The organism is Rathayibacter sp. AY1D1 (assembly GCF_002932635.1).
Classification (GTDB): Bacteria; Actinomycetota; Actinomycetes; order Actinomycetales; family Microbacteriaceae; genus Rathayibacter.
In genome coordinates, this window is sequence record NZ_PSVY01000001.1 from 26180 (window position 1) to 46851 (window position 20672).

Consider the following 20672-nt stretch of genomic DNA (forward strand, 5'->3'; position numbering starts at 1 on the left):
GATCGGCTCCCGCCGGAACGATCGCCCTCGTCCTTGCGCTCGACGGGTCAGGCCAGGCCGAGGAGGTCGAGCGTCCAGGCGTGAGCGAGGACGTTCTCCTGGTGGGACTCCTCGGGCGTCAGTCCGCTGAGGTGACCGCCCGAGGTCGCACGGAGGACGACGTGCGCGGGATCGTCGCGCTCAGCCACTGCCCGGTAGGCGCTTGCGAATTCCGCGATCGCCGACGCGTCGACTCGGGCATCGCGGAGACCGGCTCGAATCCACGCGCCCGGAAGCGGTCGGCTCCGCCCCACCATTGTGGCGATCGTCGCGAGTGGAGAGAGCCCGCTCGCGAGGATCCAGTCAGGGTCACCGAACTCCTCACGGTCGGACGCCGCCGCGGCTGCGGAGCGATCATCGAGCGCGCCGACGGGATCGAGGAAGGGATGCACGAGGTGGAGGCCACGGAGTTCTGCGGGGCGACGGAGGCAGACCGTCGCAGCGACCAGCGCGCCCGCGCTCGCCGCGGTGAGAAGGAGCCGGTGCGAGTCGATCCCTGGAAGCTCACGAAGCAACGCCAGGCAGGCGAGGAGGTCCTCGATCGGGCGCTCGCGGCCGAGGCCGGTCGCCTGCCGATGCCACTCCGGGCCGTTCTCTCCGCCCCCGCGGAAATGGCAGTAGGCGATCGCGGCTCCGCGCGCGAGGAGGTCGTCCGTGAAGGGATCGAACGGCCCCTCGAGGCTGATGCCGTAGGCGCCGTAGACGTGGACGACGACGGGACAGCTGTCGGCGCCGTCAGGAGTCATCAGGGTGAGCGGGACGAGGGTGCCGTCCCGGCTCGGCGCAGTGAGTGACGTGACCTTCATCCGTTCTGTGACCTCGGTGGCGAGTGCCTTACCCGGTACAGGGGTGACGCAGTGGGCGCGGTGAGCAGGGGAGGAGACGAGCATGATCGGGTGGCGGGTGATCGGATCGACGGCGGGAACAAGGGTCCCGGCCGCCGGCGCGAGCCAGAGCGCGTCTGCCCCGCCGCCGGGCAGCCACACCGCTCTCCTGCCGGACGACCGTCCGAGTACGAAGAGCTCACCCTGGGCCTCCTGCAGGTGCTCCGCCTGAAGGGCCTTCGGAACGGGAACCTCGAGAGGACGCGTCGAGCCGGTCATCCGGACGACTCCGTGCCGTCGATACAGGACCGCGAGGCCGCCCCTGCAGGCGGAGACATCCGCGTTCTCCGTGCCGAGGTCGAGGCGACGGCACGTCGGGGGACTGCTCTCCTCTCCGGTCAGCACCCAGTACCGGGAGTCGCGCGCCCCTCTCGATGCGAGTACGGCGATCGCCCCGGCGACGCTGCGCAGATCGAGCCTCCGAGCCTGATCGGGCTCTTCGAGCAGCACGTGGGGAGTCGTCAGGCTGCGATGCCACCAGACCGCCTGCCAGGGCCGACCCGCGTCGTTCCGCCTTATCCAGAGGAATCCGTCCGAGAACGATCGGATGCGCGGGGAGACGGGGCGCTCGTCCTGAACGATCTCGACGGCTCCGCTCCTGGTCGCGACGGCGACGCGGATGCGGTGATGCTCATCACCGTCCTGATCGCTCACAAGTGCGAAAGCGGCGGCGCCCGGCGAGAGCACCAGAGACTCCTGCGGTGCGATGACGAGGGTGTGCTGCACGGGGCGCCCGTCGGGATCCCGGAGGAGCACCTGCCGGGGGCCTGTCGGCTCCGCGGCTGCGCTCGACGGCTGCAGAGCTGCGAGATGTCGCAGCCGTCCGGCGATCGCAGAAACCCGAGGCGGCAGTGCGTCGCGACCCGTGATCACGTCAGACACCCTGCTCACGCAACCTCGGTCCAGGGGGACGGCGAAGCCGAGCCTGCGCGGGAATCAGGAGGATCAGCGAGAGCACGATCCACGAGCCGATGAGGCCGAGAACGACGCTCGGGACCGGCCAGATCACTTTCCCTTCGCCCAGTGCTGCGCGACTGACGAGCCAGCAGACCGCGCCGGTGGCGGCGACGGGTGCGGCAGCTGCTGTGGAAGCGGCGAGGGACATCGCGAGGCTCTCGGAGACGACGAGCCCGATGATCTGTCGGCGCTGCAGGCCCGCTGCCTGGAGCAGGGCGATCTCGCGCTCGCGGTTCTGCGCAGAGAGAGCGACGACAGTGGCGCTGGTGGCGAGCATCGACACGGCTACGACTGCGACGATCGTCAGAACATCGGTGAGATCGGCGCGGGTCCCGGGCCGGACCGCCGTCGTCATGGCGACGGCGGACTCCACCGCGCACAGGAGCACGGCGATCGCCCCCAGCCCTGCCGTGAGCGGCGCGATCGTGGCGGTGCTGACCTGCACCCGGGCTGCTGCCGCGCGGATTCCGAGAGCCGCGACGACGAGACCCGATCGGGCGGAGAGCGCGTGCAGAGCCCGGAAGACGAGCGCGATCACCTCCGGGCAGAGGAGGTAGACGGCCACGAGGACGCTGCCTCCTACGTCGACGGCCAGGTTGAACATCGGCGCCGGTCCGGTCGCTCCGAGTTCTCGAGCAGAGGCGGATGCCGTGACAAGGCCGGAGGCGATGAGGAGGAGGGCGATGCCGCAGCCGATCCGCACCGCGCGCATCGCCGTACCCGGTCGACCGCTCCTGACTTCACGCAGCGCGGCGCTCGGCGGCGTGCGGGCGGCGCGGCGCGCGGGCAGGACTCCGCCCGCCAGAGCGGTGAGCGTGCCGAGCGCCAGCGTGACCACCGGAGCCCAGGGCGCGAGCGAGAAGCTCGGAAGATCGACCTCGGACGAGACGGCACCGTTGAATGCGGGAACCGCCCAGAACGCCAGCAGTGTCGAGAGGAGCGCTCCGATGCCGGCGCCGAGGAGACTCACGATGCCGAGCACGAGGAGAGTGACGACGAACACCTGGGCTCGGGAGGCGCCCAGCAGGAGCCAGAGCGCGTGCGTGCGTCCTGTGGCCAGAACGCTCGCTCGGCCGACGATCGTCAGGGCGACCCAGCCGACGAGCGCCACGACAGTGTAGATCGTGATCGAGAGGATCCGGAACTCCCCGAGCGCGACGCCGGCCTCCGTGACAGCGGCGGTGAATGCGGGGTCGCCGGTCGAGGCGAACTGCTGAACGCACAACCCGATCAGCGTCGCCATCAGGGCGACCACAGCGATCGCGGGAGACCATCGGCGCCACTCGTCGGCGAACAGGCGTACGACGTAACGGGACACGAGTCAGGCCCCGGCCTCTTCGAGGATGCTCAGCAGCTCATGGCTGGTGCAGCGTCCGGTCGTCCGCACGGTCCGACCATCGTGCATCACCACGACCGTGTCCGCGAGGGCTGCGGCGTCGAGATCGTGCGTGACCATCACGATCATCTGGCCCTCGTCCGCCATCGTCCTCAGAGTCGACAGGACGACCCGCGAGCTCTGCGAGTCGAGGGCGCCGGTCGGCTCGTCGGCGAAGACGATGCCGGGCCGCCGTGCAAGGGCGCGGCAGAGAGCGGTCCTCTGCTGCTCACCTCCCGAGAGCGTTCGCGCCGGCGCACGGCGCCGGTCGCGCAGGCCGAACGATTCCACGAGTCCACCGATCAGGTCGTGCGGCACGGGTGATCGGTCGAGCCTGAAGGGGAGCGCGATGTTCTCCTCGACATCGAGGAAGGGCACGAGGTTGTACTGCTGGAACACGAACCCGATCTGGGCGCGGAGCATGCGAGCGCGATCGGCCGCTGACAGCCTGTTCACGTCCCGGCCGTTGACCTCGACGACGCCGGACGTCGGCCGGTCCAGTCCGCTGAGGCACATCAGGAGAGAGGACTTGCCGGAGCCGGAGCGGCCGACGACAGCGGTGAGCCCGCCCCCTTCCAGATCGATGTCGCAGCCCCGCAGGACGGTCGTCCGCTGCCGGCCTACGGTGATGACCTGCTCGACGGCTCGAGCCTGGAGGGTGGGGATCATGAGCGTTTCTCCTCGACGAAGGTGGGGACGTCTTACTCGTGAGACGCCCGCGATCCACGTCATGCTGGATCGCGGGCGCCCGGTAGCGACTATCAGCAGTTGCCCCACGTGATAGAGCTGGGCCAGCCCGGGCACGGCGAGATGACGCTGAAGGTGCTGACGCGCGCGGCGTCGTGCGCGTCGGCCTCACCTTCGAGGGTCTGGAAATCGAGGATCCGGTTCATGTGATCACCTCCTCTCCTCGTCTCGGGCCGACTCGGTCAGAGTCCGAACGGCAGGGCGGAGCGTCCGGTCTCGAGCTCGTCGAGCGCTGCGAGCACTCCGAGCGAGCCGGTCAGGTAGTCCGACGAGAGTCGGAGGTTCTGGTTGCCGCGGAAGAAGACGCCGGTGTCGTCGAGCACGGCGTGCAGGCGCAGCGACCGGACGTGCGAGCGGAGGACCTCCTCGAGTTTCGCGCTCGGGCGGTGCAGTACGCGGCGGCGGAGGTAGACGAGGAATCCGGACAGACCGTGGGCGAGTGAGGCCTGCGCGCACTGCTGGTAGGACGCGGCGGCGTCGATGGACGCGAGGGGATCGGCGAAGAGCTCCTCGCCCGTGACCCGCCGCAGCTCCAGGATCGCCAGGCCGGGCCCGGTCGAGCCGATCCCCAGGTAAGGAAGAGTCCTCCATCCTTCATCGAACTCGAGAGTGTTGTTCCGGGTGTTCGCACAGCGCGCCAGATCGGCGTCGACGGCTCGTATCGCGAGCGTGATGTACAAGTCGTCGCCAGTGGCTTCGTGGAGTCGGGCGAACAGGATCGCGGCCGCAGACCATCCGTGCAGGAGGCCGACGGAGGCTCCTCGGACGTCCTCATCGAGCAGCGTGGTGAGATGGTGGGCCGCCTCCGACGGGTCCCCTCCGTCTGCGAGCTCGGCGAGCCCTGCACCGGCCCACCCCGACCACAGCGTCGGACCTGAAGGGGCGGCCGAGGGCCTGCGGTCGAGCACCTCGAGTGTGCGCGCGAGTCCTGCCTGGCGAGCCGCGTAGCGAATTCCCTCGAGTCCGCAGAGACCACGCGACCGCACCTGGGCCACGTGAGCGGCGAGCCAGTGATCGGCGGCCTCGAGGTCGACATCTCCGGATCGTCCTAAGACAGCGACGACTCCAGCCGCGCCGTAGGGGAATCCGGCACGGTGGTCCGCGCTGTCGCGGGCGAGGACAGGGATGTCTCCGGGAACGACCGGCGAGTCGTCCGTCCACTGAAGCACCGATGCGACACCGCGGGCGATCTGGCCGCGCAGCTGGTCGTCCGAGAGGGCGGCGAGTCGACCGACGTCTTCGTCGATCGACCTCTGACCGGAGGCGGGGAGTACGTCGAGGGTGGAGGTCCTGATCGACCGCAGCACGGCGGGCGGAACCGCGAGATCGTCTGCGGCTGCTCGGAGGAGCTGCTCGATCTTCGCGACGTTGCCCTGGTCGGCGATCGTCGCTTGGGGGAAGAGGAGATCGAGTTCGAGGATGCCGAGCGACCACTCGTCCGCTTCCGTCCCCTTCAGGCCTTCCAGGGGCTCGTAGCCGGGCGCTCCCTGGCGACAACGCCACTCCGGATCCATTCGATGCGCGAACTCGAAGTCGAGGAAGCACGGGTGCGTGCCGTTCCGCATGATGACGTTCTTCGGGTGGATGTCGCCGAGCAGCCATCCTGCGCGGTGCACGGAGGCGAGAGCGGCGTCGAGGCGAGCGACGGTCGTGGTCAGCCAGGAGGTGTACGCAGGGTCACCGACGCGCCACGGTGCTGGTCGGAGCAGCGGAGTCCTCGTCATCCATTCGCGCTTCAGATCGTTCCCCTCGATGTACTCCATGACCAGGTATCGGTGCTCCCAGGCCGTGAAGGATCCGTAGAAGACGGGTACGCAGTCCAGGGACTGCAGATCGACGAGCACCTCCTCCTCATGAGCCAGGCGAGTCACGGCGTCGACTCCGTCGGCGTCCAACCCGGCGTGCGGGCGCGCCTCCTTGAGGACCACGATCGTCCCGATCGGCACGAATTCGTCGGTCGTCGCTTCAGCGAGATAGACACCACCACCGTTCGAGAAGTGCAGCGCTGAGAGCATCGTGAAGCCGAAGGCGACCTCTTCCTCGTTCTCCGCCCCGACAGTGACGGACTCCGGTAGTGAAGCCCACGGGGGAGGTGTGAACGTCGGCCGCCGGACGTCCTCCACCTCGTTCCCGTCCGGGTCGAGCACCGTCGAGACGAAGCCGCTCTCCGTCTCGGACGGGACGAAGGCGCCGTAACGGAAGTGCACAGGCCCGGACTTCCACCGCCGGTCGGACAGTACGTACGGGCCTCTGAACCCGCGAAGACGGACGTCGAGGTCCTCCAGCGCTCGGGCGAACTCGTCGTCCGAACCGGGATACACGGTGATGAACTTCCCAGCTCCCGCTCGATCGGCGTACTTGCCGTTCTGCATCAGAAGGTGAGAGGTGGTCGAGAGATGCTTGAAAGGCAGTCGGGAGGCGAAGCAGTAGCGTGCAGCAGCGGCGAGGACCTTCTCCGCGTCATCGAGTGTCGACGAGAGGTGGAGCTTCCATCCCTGACGAGGGAGGAGGCAACCGTCCGGCATCCAGTTCCGCCACGGCCGCGACTCCCTCACCTGCCAGTCCTCCGGAGCGAAGGACGCGACGTCGAAGGCGTCGCCATCGATGTCGTCCCCCTCCTCGGCGACCGCGTAGAACGGGTTGCCCGGGCGGCAGTACCGGAGATATTCGAGGTCGAGCGGCATCGCTTCCCTTTCCTGTCCGACTTGTCTCGCGGCGCGGGATGCGGCTCCCGGCGCTGACTTCGAGGCTAGGAAGGTCCGCAGTCGACCACCTCCCGCCGAAGTCACGGATGAGGATGACCGGAGTCACGGTGAGGGCGTGACTGCGGTCACGGGTCGGCATCCCGGAGTCGGAGCTACAGTTGTCGACATGGGCTCAACTCCGGAGACGGCGGCGGAGATCTCCGCGCCGTCAGCGGCAGGACACGAGCGGGTCGCGGTCGCGCCGTCCCTGTCGAGCACCGTGGACAGGACCGTCATCGCACTTCAGGCGATCGCCCTGTGCTGCCTCGTCCTGGCAGGGATCCTGGGCGTCGTGGACTCCGCGCAGAGAGGCACGGGTGCAGCGGTCGCGGTCACATGGCTCGCGCTGGTGCCTGTGATCGCCGGGCTCTGGGCCGTCCGGCCCCGACTGATCCGAGCGGGACACGGGGTCGCCGTGACGACGGTGTCCATCGTCGCGGCGACGCCGGTCGTCGTCTTCGGCCGGCTCGATTTCACGATCCCGGTCCTCCTCCTCGTCGTGGCGTTCGCGGTGGTCGACGTCTCGCTCCGCGCAGGGGCGCACGCGATGATCTGGATCGCCTCCGTCGGACTGGCCCTCCATGTCGGGGGCGCCGTCGGCTCGGGGAGGGCGCTGCTCTCCGGAGTGCTCGACGGTCTGCTCAACGTGGTGCCCGTGGCCGTGCTGATGTGCTTCGGGATCGCCCTGGGACTCTCTCTTCGCGGCTTCGAGAGCGAGCGATCCGCCGACCAGCGTGTGATCAGGCGGTTGCATCGCGCCTCCGAGACGGAGAAGGAGCTGCTGCTGTCGGACGAGCGCGCCCGGAGCGCACGCGAGCTCCACGACGGCCTCGGGTACAAGCTGACCCTCGTCTCGATGAGTCTCGAGCTCGCTGATCGCCTGCGCTCCGCCGATGCCGAGCAGGCGTGGGCCGAGGTCCGCACGGCCCGATCCACGTCGAGCGAGGCTCTCGCGGACATGCGGATGTGGGTACGAGCGCTCAGTCCCTTCCGGGACGCGGGCGCCCGCGGCCTGGCTGCGCTGGAGTTGATCGCGGAGTCCTTCCGCGGCACGGGCGTGACCGTGGATGTGGTCGGCGACGAGGCGTCGGACCGTGTGCTCACCAGCGACGATGAGACCGCGCTCGTCGTCTACCGAGGCGTGCAGGAAGGGCTGACGAACGCTCTGCGGCACGGCGCTGCCCGCAGAGTCCGCATCGATATCGAGACGGACGACGTCCGGCTCGAGCTCTCGCTGCTCAGCGACATCGGCGCGGGAAGGAGCAACGGGATCAGCGACGGCGAGCCTGTGCTGGGGTTCGGGCTGCGCGGCCTCGACGATCGCGCGACGGCTCGCGGAGGTCGGTTGACGGCGCGGCGCATCGGCGACCGGTTCCTCCTGCGCCTCTCGATCCCTCTCGGAGGCGCCGACGGGGAACGGGAGAGCCGCGCCTCGTGACGGAGACGACACCGAGGCGAGTGCTGCTGGTGGAGGACCAGCAGATGATCCGCCGTGGGCTGGTCATGCTCCTCTCGACGGTCGAGGGTGTCGTGGTCTCGGCCCAGGCCGAGAACGGACAGGCTGCTCTGCACATTCTGCGCACGACGGAGGTGGACGTCGTCGTCACCGACGCGCGGATGCCGGTCATGGGCGGCGTGGAGCTCGCCGCCGAGTGTGCGCAGCTCCATCCGCGTCTGCCCGTCCTCCTTCTGACGACCTTCGACGACGACGCGCTCGTGCAGGCGGCCCTCTCGGCCGGCGCTTCCGGATTCCTCCTGAAGGACACCTCGGTGGAGGGTCTCGTCGTGGCCCTCGACGCGGTGATCGCCGGCGGGATGGTGATCGATCCGCGCGTCGCCCGGCCGGCCGTCCAGCCGGGTCGCACCGGCGAGAGCCCGCTGACGCTGCTCACGCGGAGCGAGCGGGTGGTCGCCGAGCTGGTGGCCGAAGGGCGGAACAACAGGGAGATCGCGGCCGCCCTCGTGCTCGCCGAGGGCACCGTGAAGAACCACGTCTCGGCGCTGCTGCGCAAGCTCGGCCTCCGCGACCGCACCGCCCTCGCGCTCACGCTCTACAAAGGCTTCCGCCCCGACGGCGCCTGAAGGCGCTGGTCGGATTGCGGCCCAGGCGCGGCCGTCCTCGGGCGCCCGACCCGCCGCCTATCCTTGAGGGCGATGTCGAACTCCCGCGCCGAGGCCGCCTACCTGCGCTCCCTCGGCGCCTTCCGGACGCCGACCCTGGATCTCCTCCACGGCCGGTACGCCCCGTTCGTCGTCGCCGCCCTGTCGCTCGTGTTCACCGTCGACCGGCAGGTGGTGGCCGTCGCTGACGCGCACGCCGAGGTGGGGGAGCTGCTCGAGGAGCTGCGCTCGGCCGGGTACGACGAGGTCGAGCGCGCGCTGCCGAGCGGCACGGCGCGCGAGGTGTGCCGCTACTGGGTCCGCGTCGGCTGGCTCGTGCCGCAGATCGAGGGCGAGGCCGAGGTCTACCGGCTGAGCGCCCACGCCGTGAGCGCCCTCGAGATCACCGGGCGCACCGGAGGTGGACGCACGCGCGTCTCGAACTCGCGGGTGCGCACCCTGCTGGAGGCGGTCGAGCGGCTGGCCGCGGACGTCGATCCCGACCCGGAGGCCCGCCTCTCGCGGCTCCGCGAGGAGCGGGCGCGCCTGGACGCCGAGATCGCCGCACTCGAGGAGGGCGCCGGTCTCGAGCCGGCCGACGACGAGCAGCTCCTGGAGGAGGCCGAGAACGTGGTGCACCTCGCCCGCGAGCTGCCGGCCGACTTCGCGCGGGTGGCGGAGTCGATCAAGGCGATGCAGCGCGACGTGGTCGCGGACCTGCGCCGCGACGTCCGCCCGACCGGCGAGGTGCTGCGGGAGTACCTCGAGCGAGGTCAGCACGTGATGCAGGCCACCAGCGAGGGCCGTGCGTTCGCCGGAGCCCTCCGCCTCCTGGGCGACCCCGAGCGGATCGACGCGCTCGCCGATCAGCTGCACACCGTGCTCGTGCAGCCGTTCTCCCGCCTGATGGACCCCGCCCAGCGCGCGGAGCTGGCCGCGATCGGCCGCCGGGTGGAGCTGGGCGTGCAGGAGGTCCTGACCGCGCAGCGCCGCGCGTCCCACGTCATCACGGGCCAGGTCCGCACCCACGACCCGGCTCGCGACCGCCAGGTGGACGAGCTGCTGCGCGACGTGATGGCGGGGCTCCAGGAGTGGACGGGCGGGATCTCGCCGGACGCGCCGGTCGCGCCGCTGCGGCACCTGCCCGTCGCCGGGATCGGCCACCTGCGCCAGACCCTGGGAGACGTGCGTCCGGCCGGCGGGCCGGCGCCCCTGGCCGGAGACGACGGCGACGCCGAGTTCGTCGGCGACGACAGCCGGGCCTGGGGCGGTCCCCGCTACGCGGAGCTGGAGGCCTACGTGGCGGAGCTCGGCGACGAGTTCGATCTGGCGGACGCGTTCAGCGCGGCTCCGGAGGACACGCGACGGCCCGTCGACCTGCTCGGGCTGCTCGAGATCGCGCACCGGACGGGCCTCGTCGACCGCGAGGGCTACTCCGTCGTGAGCACGCGCCGACCCGACGGGACCGTGCGCCGCTTCGCCTTCGGATCCGTGACCGCCCGCACCGAGGAGGAGACCGACGATGAGTGACACCCTGGCGACCGACGGGACCGCCGCCGATCCGTTCATCGCGCCCGTGTCGATGGAGGAGGACCCCGACGAGCTCTTCCCCGGCGACCGCGGCGTCCTCGACACCGAGGTGCGCCGGGTGCTCGTGCACGTGCTGCAGCGCCGCTTCCTCCTCGCCGACCGCCACCGCGAGCAGTGGGCCGTGCTCCAGGAGCACCGGCAGCTGATCGAGTCGCGGCTGAACGACCTGTTCGTGCGGCTCGTCGTCGACCACGAGCGCGGGGTCGCCTACAAGCAGCAGGTGCGCTCCGACGAGGTGGAGATGCCGGTGCTGCTGCGCGACCTCCCCTACACCCGCGCCGAGACGCTGGTGCTGGTGCACCTGCGCACGGTCCATCAGCGGGAGTCGGCGGCCGGCGAGGCGTCGGCGCGCGTGGACGTCGAGGAGGTCGAGCAGACGGTGCTCAGCTACTTCGCGGACGCCGAGCGCGACACAGCCCGCCGGCAGCGCATGGTCCGCAAGGCGCTGGAGCGGCTCGGGCGCGACGGCATCGTCGACGAGGAGTCCGCAGGGCGGTACCGGATCAGCTCGATCGTGGAGATCGTGCTGAGCGCGCCGAAGCTGCGGGAGCTGAGCGACTGGCTGCGCGGGCGGGCGGGCGAAGACGCTTCCTCGGTGGTCGCAGAAGCGGCGCCCGCCGAGGAGCCCGGCTCGGACGATCCGGAGGAGGCGGACGACGACGCGCTCGAGGACGACGGCCTCGACGAGGACGCGGACCCGCCCACGGACGGCGTCCTGCCCGGAGTCGATGTCGCGGACGACGAGCCGCTGGACGACGAGCCGCTGGACGACGAGCCGACCGACGACGACACCCCCGACCCGGAGGACGACCCCCGATGACGATGCTCGACACCCTCTTCGGCCTGATCCCCGCCGCCTCCCGCGGTCAGCAGTGGCTCGCCGAGGACCTGCAGCTGGTCAACTGGGGCGGCTACGACGGCGCGCACCGGGTCCGCTTCTCGCCGGGGGCCACACTGCTCTGCGGCGGCTCCGGCTCCGGCAAGTCCACGCTGATGGACGCCTACATCGCCCTGATGATGCCGCACACCACGCCGTTCAACGGCGCCTCGAACGGCGGAGTGACGGGCCGTCCGCGCGGCGAGGACCAGCGCAACATCCTCTCCTACGCGCGCGGCAAGCTCGACGAGTCGCGCACGGACGAGGGCACGACCATGCGCGTCCTGCGCGGCGACGGAGTCGACACCTGGACCGCCGTCGCGATGACCTGGGTCGACCACGACGGCTCGCGCTTCAGCGCGGTCCGCGCCTGGTACGTCCCGGCCGGCTCCCGGGTGCTCGAGGAGACCGTGCGGATCCGCGCGAGCGCCGAGGGCCCGGTCGACCTCGCCGCGCTCGACCGGGCGGCGGCGCACCGCTTCTCCGACGCGTCGCTGCGCGCGGCGGGCCTGGATCCGCTCGGCACCGACCGCGAGTTCTCGGCGCGTCTGCACGCGGTGCTCGGCATCGGAGCGGCGGGAGCCGGATCGAAGGCGATGAGCCTGCTCGCCCGCATCCAGGCCGGTCAGCAGATCACGACCGTCGACGACCTCTACAAGCGGCTCGTGCTCGAGGAGCCCGAGACCCTGGCCTCCGCCGACGCGGTCGTCGCCCACTTCGACGAGCTCGAGAGCACGCGGCAGCGGATGCTCACCGCGCGCCAGCAGGTCGCGGCACTCGAGCCGTTGCGGGGTTTGCGCCTGCGCATCGCCGCGTCCGCGGAGCGCGTGCGCCTCATCGACGCGCTCGGGGAGTTCGATGCCCCGGTGTCGCCGGCGGCCCTGTGGCGCGCTGAGCAGCGCCTCGGCCTGCTGCGCGACGTCGAGGTCGAGCTGCGCGAGCGCACCCGCGCCGTCGACGCCGTGCTCCGCGAGAAGCGGGCGCTCGCCGAGGCGGCGGAGTCGGAGCGGGACGGGCTCGCTGAGGTGCTGCGGGCCTCCGGTGGCGACCGCCTCGAGACGGCCCAGCGCGAGCTCCGCGAGGTGGAGCGGCGGCTGGGAGCGGCGCGCGAGAACCGCGCCCGGCTCGAGGAGGACCTGCGCGCTCTCGGCGAGCCGGAGACCACCCGCGAGCGGTTCGAGGCGGTGCTCGCCCGGGCGGCGAGCGCGGCCGACGCCAAGCGCAGCACCCGTGCGGCCTGGTCGGACGCGGTCGCCGAGCGGAAGGCCGCGGCGCGCGATCTCGCCGAGCTCGAGGCGGAGCAGCGCTCGGCCTCGGACCGTCGGGACAGCATCCCCCGGCCTCTGCACGAGGCGCGCGAGCGGGTCGCGGAGGCAGCCAGCCTCACCGCCGACGACCTGCCCTTCGTCGGCGAGCTGGTCGAGGTGCGTGCCGAGTTCGAGCCCTGGCGCGAGGCGTTCACGCTCGCCCTCGGCGGCTTCGCGACGACGCTGATGATCGACTCCGCCCACCTCGACCGCTTCCGCCGCGCCATCGACTCCCTCCGGCTCCCGGTCCGGCTCCGCTACGAGGGCGTGGAGACCGGGCTCGAGGAGGTGCGGGGCCTCGACCCGCAGACGCTGCCCGGGCGCCTCGACTACCGCGCCACCGCCTTCACCGGCTGGCTGCAGGACCGGCTCGAGGACCGCTTCGGCTACGTGTGCGTCGACAGCGCTGCGGAGCTCGGGCGCCACCGGCTCGCCCTGACCCTCACCGGTCAGCTCTCGCAGGGGCAGCGCGGTGCGCACGGCGGCCACGGCGCCGCGAACGTCCTCGGCTTCTCCAACACCGGTCGTCTCCGCGAGCTGAACGCCCTGGTCGAGGCGGCCCGGGCCCGCAGCGCGGCGGCCGTCTCGGCGGCGTCGGCGGCGGAGGAGGCCCTCGATGCGCTCGACGACCGGATGACGCGCCACGCCCGCCTCGCGCTGGTGAGCTGGGAGACGGTCGACGTCGAGTCGCTGCTCGCCGAGCAGGAGCGCTGGGAGGCGGTCGGCGCCGAGGCGGCGGAGGCGAACCCCGAGCTCGCCGGGCTGCAGGAGCAGATCGACGGGCTGCGCGGCCGCCTCGAGCGCCTCCGCCAGGAAATCGCGCGCGCCGGTGTGGAGCGCGAGCGGATCGAGGCGGAGTGGGCCGTCGTGGTCGACGACGTCGACGCGAGCCAGGCGGTTCTCGATGCGGCGGAGCAGGCAGGACGCGAGCTCGACGACGACCAGCGCGCCTTCCTCGACGCCCGGTTCACGCTGACCGAGGCCGCGGCGTCCGGCAGCGCCTCGGACGTCCTGGTCCGCTTCGACGCAGCGCTCGCCACGGCAGCGCAGCGACTGGCGGAGGACCGCCGCTCCGCGGCCGAGGCGCACGAGCAGCAGCGCGAGAGCGCCGGCCGGATCATGGCCGGCTTCCTCGACCGCTGGCCGAACCCCAACCTGCTCGCGGACCCCGAGGCGTCCGCGGGCGACTTCGAGCGGCTGCTCGACGCCCTCGAGACCAGCGGCCTGCACCGGCTCGAGACCGAGTGGCGCGACAGCCTGCTCACGCTCTCCGGCAACGACCTCACGAGCTTCGACTCCACGCTCGGCCGCTCGCTGCGGGAGATCCGCGAGCGGATCGAGCCGATCAACGTGATCATGCAGGATCTGCCGTTCTACGACGACGGCCACCGCCTGCAGATCACGACGCGCGAGAACCAGTCGGAGGTGCGCCGTCGCTTCCGCCGCGAGCTCCGCGAGGTGCGCGCGCAGATCCAGGCCGTGTCCGCGGAGGAGGAGCGCGAGCAGGTCTACCGGCGGATGTCCCGGCTCATCCAGCGGCTGCGGCGCACCGCGCCCGACTTCGGCGACCTCGTCGACGTCCGCAACCACGTCCGGGTCAGCGCCGAGCGCGTGGACGCCGTCACCCGAGCGCACGTGGCGCTGTACGACCACATCGGTGAGAAGTCCGGCGGGGAGTCGCAGGAGCTGATCGCCTTCATCGTCGGGGCAGCGCTGCGCTACCAGCTCGGCGACGCGGGAGCCGACCGCCCCCGGTACGCCCCGGTCTTCATGGACGAGGCGCTGATCAAGGCCGACGCCCACTTCACCAAGCGGGCGATCGGTGCGTGGCGCGGTCTCGGCTTCCAGCTCGTGATCGGCGCCCCGAACGACAAGTACAGCGCGATCGAGCCGCACGTCGAGGTGGAGTACGACATCCTCAAGGACACGCGCGGACGCTCCTGGGCCAGGCCGAAGGTGGGCCTGGCCCCCTAGGGCTGCGTGCCGATCTTCGCGTGGCTGCGCGAGTAGGCGAAGTAGATCGCGAAGCCCACGGCCAGCCAGATCAGGAAGCGCAGCCAGGTCTCGATCGAGAGGTTGAGCATCAGGTAGGTGCAGATCAGGGCCGAGAGCAGTGGGAGCCACGGGTTCAGCGGGACCCGGAAACCGCGCTTCAGGTCGGGCCGCTTGCGGCGCAGCACCACGACGCCGACCGAGACCAGCACGAACGCCGAGAGCGTGCCGATGTTGACCATCTCCTCGAGCACGCCGATCGGAGTGAGCCCGGCGAGCAGCGCGACGACGATGGTCACGACCACGGAGGTGAACCACGGCGTGCGCAGGCGCGGGTGGACGGTGGCCAGGCGCCGGGGGAGGAGTCCGTCGCGCGCCATCGCGAAGATGATGCGTGTCGCTCCGATCAGCAGCGTCAGCACGACGGTGGTCAGACCGGCGACGGCGCCGGCCGAGATGACCGTCGCCATCCAGGTCTGCCCGTGGTAGGCGAACGCGTTGGCGAGCGCGGCCGACGGGTCGAGCTCGCGGTAGGGGACCATGCCGGTCACGACGAGGGCGACGGCGCAGTACAGGACCGTGCAGATGATCAGCGAGGCGATGATGCCGATGGGCAGGTCGCGCTGGGGGCGGCGGGTCTCCTCCGCGGTCGTCGCGACGACGTCGAACCCGATGTAGGCGAAGAACACCAGGGAGGCGCCGGCGATGATGCCGCCGACCCCGAACGTGGCCGGCTCGATGCCCGAGAGGAACTGGAGCAGCGGCTGGGTCAGACCGGACGCGGACTGCGAGGGCTCGGCGGCGGGGACGAACGGCGTGTAATTGGCGGTGTTGACGAACTGCAGGCCCGCGATGATGACGAACAGGACGATGAACAGCTTGATCGCGACGAGCACCAGGTTGACGCGCAGCGATTCCTTGATCCCGAAGGTCATCAGCGCGCCGAGCACGAGGACGAGCAGGATCGCCGGCACGTCGACCACGCCGCCGTAGGTGAGCGCCGGCGGGAGGGTCACTCCCAGCTGCTGCAGCAGCGACCCGAGGTACGCGCTCCACCCCTGCGCGACCACGCTCGCTCCGAGGAACAGCTCGAGGATCAGGTCCCAGCCGATGATCCAGGCGAAGAGCTCTCCGAGGGAGGCGTAGGAGAAGGTGTAGGCGGAGCCCGACACCGGGACCGTGGAGGCGAACTCGGCGTAGCACATGGCCGCGAGGGCGCAGGCGAAGGCGGCGACGACGAAGCTCAGGACGATCGCCGGTCCGGCGATGTCATGGGCGGCGCGGCCGGTGAGGGTGAAGATGCCGGCGCCGATGACGACTCCGACGCCGAAGACCGTGAGATCGAGCGCGGTCAGCGACTTCTTGAGCTTGTACTCGGGCTCATCGGTGTCGGCGATCGACTGCTCGACGGACTTGGTGCGGAGGAGGCTCACGGTGGTTCTCTCTGTGGGCTGCGGGGTGGAGGCGCGAGGGCCACTGGGGAGGATAGCGGGGCGGGCGCCTCTGCCGCGCCGGGCGTCGCGCGAGTACGCTTCCCGGCCATGAGCAGGATCTTCTCCGTGGCGTTCGCCGACGTGCACCCCCTCTACGTGGCGAAGGCGGAGCGCAAGGGCCGGACGAGGGAGGAGGTCGACGAGGCGGTCCGCTGGCTCACCGGCTTCTCGGACGAGGAGCTGGCCCGGCACCTCGAGAGCAGGACGACCTTCGAGGAGTTCTTCGCGGCGGCGCGCCTGCCTCCGGAGGCCTCGGCGATCACGGGGGTGATCTGCGGCGTGCGGGTCGAGACGATCGAGGATCCGCTGATGCAGCGCATCCGGTACCTCGACAAGCTGATCGACGAGATCGCGAAGGGACGGCCGATGGCGAAGGTGCTGCGGGCTCCCGCGGCCGGCTGAGCCGCCGGACCCGGGCGCTCCTCCACAGGCGCCGATCCGCTCCGGTTCTCCCCGGTCCGGGCCGGCGGGATCCTGCGCCGCCGGCGACGCGAGCAGGGTGTCGGGCATGACATCCACACAGCGAACCCCTGCTCCTCCGTCCCGCCGCCGCGATCCCGAAGTCCTGCGGGCGAGCGCGATCCAGGACCTCCTGGCGGCCGTCCCCTCCATCATCGGCATCCGTCCGGAGGAGTCCGTCGTGGTGGTGCCGTTCCTCGGCACGCGCGCCGGAGGAGGCTTCCGGATCCCGCTCCCGGAGACGTTGCGCGGGATGGAGGCGGAGGCGCTGGCGGGCGGCTGCGCGGCCATGATGGAGACGATGCCGCGGGCCACCGGTGTGCTGGTGGTGGTCTGCACCCGTGCGGGCTACGCCGAGGAGCGGGGGATCCCGCATCTCGGCCTCGGCCGCGCGGTGCTCCGGCGCCTGGAGCGCACGCGCCTGGACATCATCGCCGTGGCCTGCATCGCCGCCGACGGATGGGGGCGCTACACGGACGCCGAGGAGTGCCGCAGGCCACGTCCGCTCCTCGAGATCGAGCGGAGCGAGACCGGCGTCCTCGCCCGAGCGGTGGCCGATGAGCCTCTGGACATCGACGCGCTCTCCGTGCTGCCGCCGGTCGTCGAGGAGGATCGCGCGCTCGTCGCGGAGGTGCTCCGCCGGCCGCCCCTGGTCGGCGACACGGAACGGCTCGTCGAGCGCTGGCTCAGCGGACCGCGGGACGTCCGCCGCGAAGGACTGATCGTGCGGACCCTGCAGTCGCCGCCCCTCCGAGACCGGGTGACCGTGCAGATCGCGCGGAGCCCGCAGGCGGGAGTGGGAGTGCCGCCCGGCGCGGTGGGCGAGGCCCGCGCCGGAACGGACGACGACCACGACCTCGAGCTGTCGGCACTGCTGCTCGGCAGCGGGCGCGCTCCGGAGCGCGCCCGTCTGGCGCGGGCGACCGGGCTCCTCGCCCGTGCCGCCGCGCTGGCGCCGGAGGAGGCGCGCTCCTCCGTGCTCACCGTTCTCGCGTGGTGCTGGTGGGCGAGGGGAGTCTCGAGCCTCGCCGGGCTCCACCTCGACGAGGCGCTGCGGCTCGACCCCGACGACTCGATGGCCCGGCTCTACGCCTCGCTGTTCGCAGCCCGCCCCCTGCCGGACTGGGTGCTCGCGGCCGCTGCCGAGGCCCTCGACGCCGCGAGCGCCTGAGGTCGGGCGCCGGCCGGTGCGCTCGCCCCGGAGACGGATGCTCTTGCGCGGGGGAGGTGACGGCCCCTAATGTGCAACCACATGGTTGTACGAACGGACGCCGACATCGACCTGCTCTTCCGGGCGCTGGCCGACAGCACCCGCCGCGACATCGTCGCCCGGGTGCTGGTCGGCGAGCAGTCCGTCTCCGCACTCGCGGCGCGCTACCAGATGTCGTTCGCGGCGGTGCAGAAGCACGTGGCCGTCCTCGAGCGGGCGGCACTCGTCCGCAAGCGGAGGAGCGGGCGGGAGCAGCTGGTGCAGGGTGAGGTCGCCGCAGTGCGGCGGGCGTCGCGCCTGCTCGACGCCTACGAGCAGCTGTGGGCGGGGAGGATCGACCGCATGTCGGACCTCCTCGACGAGGAGTGACACCCGCGAGCCGACCGGCGCGTGGGATCTGCTGGAGGGAGAGGCGCGATGAGCGTGCTGCAGTCCGTGAAGGACATCGAGGAACTGACCCTGACCGTGACCGCCGAGTTCGACGCGGGGATCGAGCGCGTCTGGCTCCTCTGGACGGATCCGCGCCGCCTCGAGCGCTGGTGGGGGCCGCCGACCTGGCCGGCGACCTTCGAGCGGCACGAGCCGGTCGAGGGCGGACGGAGCGCCTACGTCATGACGGGACCGGACGGCGAGCAGGCGCGCGGCTGGTGGCGCGTGACCCGGGTGGAGGAGCCGACGCGGTTCGAGTTCGAGGACGGCTTCGCCGACGAGCGGCGCGACCCGGTCGACGCGCTGGGGATCACCCGGGCCACGGTCACCCTCGACGAGATCGAGCCGGGGCACACGCGGATGGTCCTCAGCAGCCGTTTCGAGTCGGTCGAGCAGCTCGAGCAGATGGTCCAGATGGGCATGGAGGAGGGACTCCGCCAGGCGATGGGGCAGATCGACGCGATCCTGCTCGAGGACTGAGTCGGCGCCGTCGCCCCGGAGGCCTCGGCGCTCGCCGCGCCGAGCCTCCGTGTGGAGGAGCCGCCCGCGCTACTGCTCGGAGTCGGTGAGGGCGGCGGCGTAGGCGCGGACGGAGCGCTGGTACCGGGGGAGCCCCGGAGCCAGCGCCTCCAGCGCGATCCGCAGGGCCTCGTCGACGCGCCCGGCGCTGTGCAGGGCGAGCGCGAGGAACACCTCCCGCGCGGAGCCCACCGCGGGGTGCGCAGCGGCGCCGGCGAGGAGGTCGATCGCCTCGTCGGTGCGGCCGAGGTTCCGGAGTGTCGAGGCGTACTGGATCGTCGTCCGCGCCCGCCGCTCGTCATCCAGGCCGGCGGCGAGGGCGCGCTCGTACTCGACCGCCGCCTCCGCCCCGTGTCCCGCGCTGTCGAGGGCGCCGCCCAGCTCGAAAGCGGCGACTCCGTCGTGTCCCGGATAGCGGGCTGCGAGGACGCGCATCCGCTCGACGACGCCGTCCGGGTCGTCCTGAGCGTCGAGGCGCTCGACCGCCGCGAGCCAGAGGGCGAGCGCGTCGGTCTCGGGGCGGTCGGGGTCGGAGGCGCGTGTCTCGGTCACGCCTCCGACGCTACCGCGCCCGCACAGTGCGGCGGAGCGGGGCTACGAGGCGGTCGAGTCGGCGCCGTCGTCGTCCGACCCGCCGTCGTCGGAGCCGGAGGTGCCCGCTCCGACCGGCGCGGCGCGTCGGCCGGCCTCGATCAGGGCGGTCGACGCAGCCGCTCCGCCGATCAGGGCGAACAGCGCCCAGCCGGCTCCCCACTTGCGCTTGCCGATCAGGGCGTCGAACGAGAGCGCGCCGGGGCCGTCCGCGACGATCGCGGCCGTCGCCGCGACGAGGACGGCGTTGTACTCCCACCCGCCGCCCGCGTTCCACAGGCCGTTGCTCCAGTGCACCTTGCGCACGGCGGTGACCATCGTGGCGACGAGTCCGGCGGCGGCGAGCGGAGTCGCGGCGCCGAGGGCGAGAGCGGCGCCTCCGGCCGTCTCGGTCACCGCTGCGGCGACGGCGTTGCGCCGGGCCGGGTGCATCTCCAGGCTCGACATCATCTGCTCGGTGCCGTCGAGGCCGGGGCCGTCGAACGAGCCCCGCAGCTTCTGTAGACCGTGTCCGACGAAGAGCCCGCCGACGGCGAGACGGAGAACGAGTGAGCCGACCTTCATGGTGACCTCCGGGGTGGGGTGGGGACGTGTAGTGCGAGGGTCCCGGCTGCGCCGCGCCCGGTCAAGGGGTCGCGCCCGGTGAGCGGGCCGCGCGGAAGGTGTGCGCGCTCGGGGAGGGCTCAGAGCAGCGTGTAGGCGGAGGCGTCCATCATCACGGTGCCGTCGGTGCACACCTGGAGCTCGGCGGGGGCGCGGACCGCGCCGTCCGGGGCGTCGAGGACCTCGGCGACGAGGTACGCGGAGGTCCCGACCGTGCAGCCGTAGGCGCCGGGGGAGTGCCAGGCGACCCGGACGTCCGCCCGGGCGCCCGGGACGAGGATCACGGGAGCGTCGGGGTTCGGGCCGGACGCGTCGGCGACCGCGCTGATCCGGTTCCCGTCGGCGTCGGTCGCGTAGACGCCGGGGATGCCCGCGAGAGCGCAGTCCGAGGAGGAGGTGCTGGTGAGCACGAGGTCGAAGGCGCTGTTCCCGGCACCCGACGCGTCGGGGTCGGGGCGGTACTCCATCGTCAGGTCGGAGCCCGTGCAGCGCGCCGCCGCCGGATCCGCGGCGGGAGAACCGGTCGACGAGGGCTCGGGGGTCGCCGTGACCGTCACGGTCACGGTGGGAGTCGGCGTCGGAGCGGGAGTCGGCGAAGAGGTCGCGGTCGCGGTCGGCGTCGGGAGCGGCGTCCGCGCGGACGGGGCTCCGCCGCTGCCCGCGCAGCCGGTGAGGACGAGGACGAGTGCTGCTGCTGCCAGCGCGGAGGCGCCGGTCCGGTGCGAGAACGTGCTCATGTCCGCAGTCTGCCACCGC

Annotated in this window: 18 protein-coding genes; 9 read left to right on the forward strand and 9 right to left on the reverse strand. The window is 71.8% G+C overall.

What is annotated here, in order from left to right:
- Positions 1-47: 47 nt before the first annotated feature.
- The 5 genes from C5C56_RS00115 to lanKC form a co-directional block, all read right to left on the reverse strand.
- Entirely contained in the window at positions 48-1649 is a 1602-nt protein-coding gene (locus C5C56_RS00115) for a prolyl oligopeptidase family serine peptidase (protein WP_146086432.1), read from the reverse strand.
- A gap of 148 nt (positions 1650-1797) precedes the next feature.
- Entirely contained in the window at positions 1798-3198 is a 1401-nt protein-coding gene (locus tag C5C56_RS00120; protein WP_104318939.1) for an FtsX-like permease family protein, read from the reverse strand.
- A gap of 3 nt (positions 3199-3201) precedes the next feature.
- On the reverse strand, positions 3202-3924 hold the full coding sequence (locus C5C56_RS00125; RefSeq protein ID WP_104225415.1) for an ABC transporter ATP-binding protein: 723 nt from the start codon (positions 3922-3924) through the stop codon (positions 3202-3204).
- A gap of 92 nt (positions 3925-4016) precedes the next feature.
- Positions 4017-4148 (reverse strand): hypothetical protein, encoded by a 132-nt coding sequence (locus C5C56_RS18210; protein ID WP_258059251.1) that lies wholly within the window; start codon positions 4146-4148, stop codon positions 4017-4019.
- 36 nt (positions 4149-4184) lie between these two features.
- Positions 4185-6686 (reverse strand): class III lanthionine synthetase LanKC, encoded by a 2502-nt coding sequence (lanKC, locus tag C5C56_RS00130; RefSeq protein ID WP_104318940.1) that lies wholly within the window; start codon positions 6684-6686, stop codon positions 4185-4187.
- Positions 6687-6873: 187 nt separating this feature from the next.
- Between lanKC and C5C56_RS00135 the strand changes: the two genes are divergently transcribed.
- The 5 genes from C5C56_RS00135 (at position 6874) to C5C56_RS00155 (ending at position 14594) form a co-directional block, all read left to right on the forward strand.
- Positions 6874-8184, forward strand: coding sequence for a sensor histidine kinase (locus C5C56_RS00135; protein WP_104222531.1), 1311 nt, complete (start codon positions 6874-6876; stop codon positions 8182-8184).
- 29 nt (positions 8185-8213) lie between these two features.
- Positions 8214-8828 (forward strand): response regulator transcription factor, encoded by a 615-nt coding sequence (locus C5C56_RS00140; RefSeq protein WP_258063291.1) that lies wholly within the window; start codon positions 8214-8216, stop codon positions 8826-8828.
- A 72-nt stretch (positions 8829-8900) separates the two neighbouring features.
- The gene (locus C5C56_RS00145; RefSeq protein WP_104269178.1) at positions 8901-10376 is read left to right on the forward strand and encodes a DUF3375 domain-containing protein; all 1476 of its coding nucleotides are present in this window, start codon (positions 8901-8903) and stop codon (positions 10374-10376) included.
- On the forward strand, positions 10369-11256 hold the full coding sequence (locus C5C56_RS00150; RefSeq protein ID WP_104288282.1) for a DUF4194 domain-containing protein: 888 nt from the start codon (positions 10369-10371) through the stop codon (positions 11254-11256). The genes C5C56_RS00145 and C5C56_RS00150 overlap by 8 nt, the downstream gene beginning before the upstream one ends.
- Positions 11253-14594, forward strand: coding sequence for an ATP-binding protein (locus C5C56_RS00155; RefSeq protein ID WP_104318941.1), 3342 nt, complete (start codon positions 11253-11255; stop codon positions 14592-14594). The genes C5C56_RS00150 and C5C56_RS00155 overlap by 4 nt, the downstream gene beginning before the upstream one ends.
- Here the strand turns inward: C5C56_RS00155 and C5C56_RS00160 are convergent.
- A complete protein-coding gene (locus C5C56_RS00160) occupies positions 14591-16045 on the reverse strand; it encodes an amino acid permease (protein WP_104225409.1) in 1455 nt (484 codons plus the stop codon). The genes C5C56_RS00155 and C5C56_RS00160 overlap by 4 nt on opposite strands.
- Before the next feature lie 108 nt (positions 16046-16153).
- Between C5C56_RS00160 and C5C56_RS00165 the strand changes: the two genes are divergently transcribed.
- From C5C56_RS00165 to C5C56_RS00180, 4 genes are all read left to right on the forward strand, one after another.
- Entirely contained in the window at positions 16154-16507 is a 354-nt protein-coding gene (locus tag C5C56_RS00165) for a DUF2200 domain-containing protein (RefSeq protein ID WP_104247170.1), read from the forward strand.
- A gap of 106 nt (positions 16508-16613) precedes the next feature.
- Entirely contained in the window at positions 16614-17735 is a 1122-nt protein-coding gene (locus C5C56_RS00170; protein WP_104318942.1) for a DUF4192 family protein, read from the forward strand.
- An 81-nt stretch (positions 17736-17816) separates the two neighbouring features.
- A complete protein-coding gene (locus C5C56_RS00175; protein ID WP_104319013.1) occupies positions 17817-18143 on the forward strand; it encodes a helix-turn-helix domain-containing protein in 327 nt (108 codons plus the stop codon).
- A 48-nt stretch (positions 18144-18191) separates the two neighbouring features.
- Positions 18192-18683 carry an SRPBCC domain-containing protein gene (locus tag C5C56_RS00180; protein ID WP_104318943.1) on the forward strand — a complete coding sequence of 164 codons (492 nt, stop codon included), beginning with the start codon at positions 18192-18194 and terminating at the stop codon, positions 18681-18683.
- 69 nt (positions 18684-18752) lie between these two features.
- Here C5C56_RS00180 and C5C56_RS00185 read toward each other — a convergent pair whose 3' ends face one another.
- The 3 genes from C5C56_RS00185 to C5C56_RS00195 all read right to left on the reverse strand — a co-directional run bounded on the left by C5C56_RS00185 (position 18753) and on the right by C5C56_RS00195 (position 20653).
- On the reverse strand, positions 18753-19274 hold the full coding sequence (locus C5C56_RS00185; protein WP_258062165.1) for a tetratricopeptide repeat protein: 522 nt from the start codon (positions 19272-19274) through the stop codon (positions 18753-18755).
- 42 nt (positions 19275-19316) lie between these two features.
- The gene (locus tag C5C56_RS00190; protein ID WP_104222539.1) at positions 19317-19877 is read right to left on the reverse strand and encodes a DoxX family protein; all 561 of its coding nucleotides are present in this window, start codon (positions 19875-19877) and stop codon (positions 19317-19319) included.
- Between the two features lie 119 nt (positions 19878-19996).
- On the reverse strand, positions 19997-20653 hold the full coding sequence (locus C5C56_RS00195) for a DUF4232 domain-containing protein (protein WP_104273309.1): 657 nt from the start codon (positions 20651-20653) through the stop codon (positions 19997-19999).
- Positions 20654-20672: the final 19 nt, after the last annotated feature.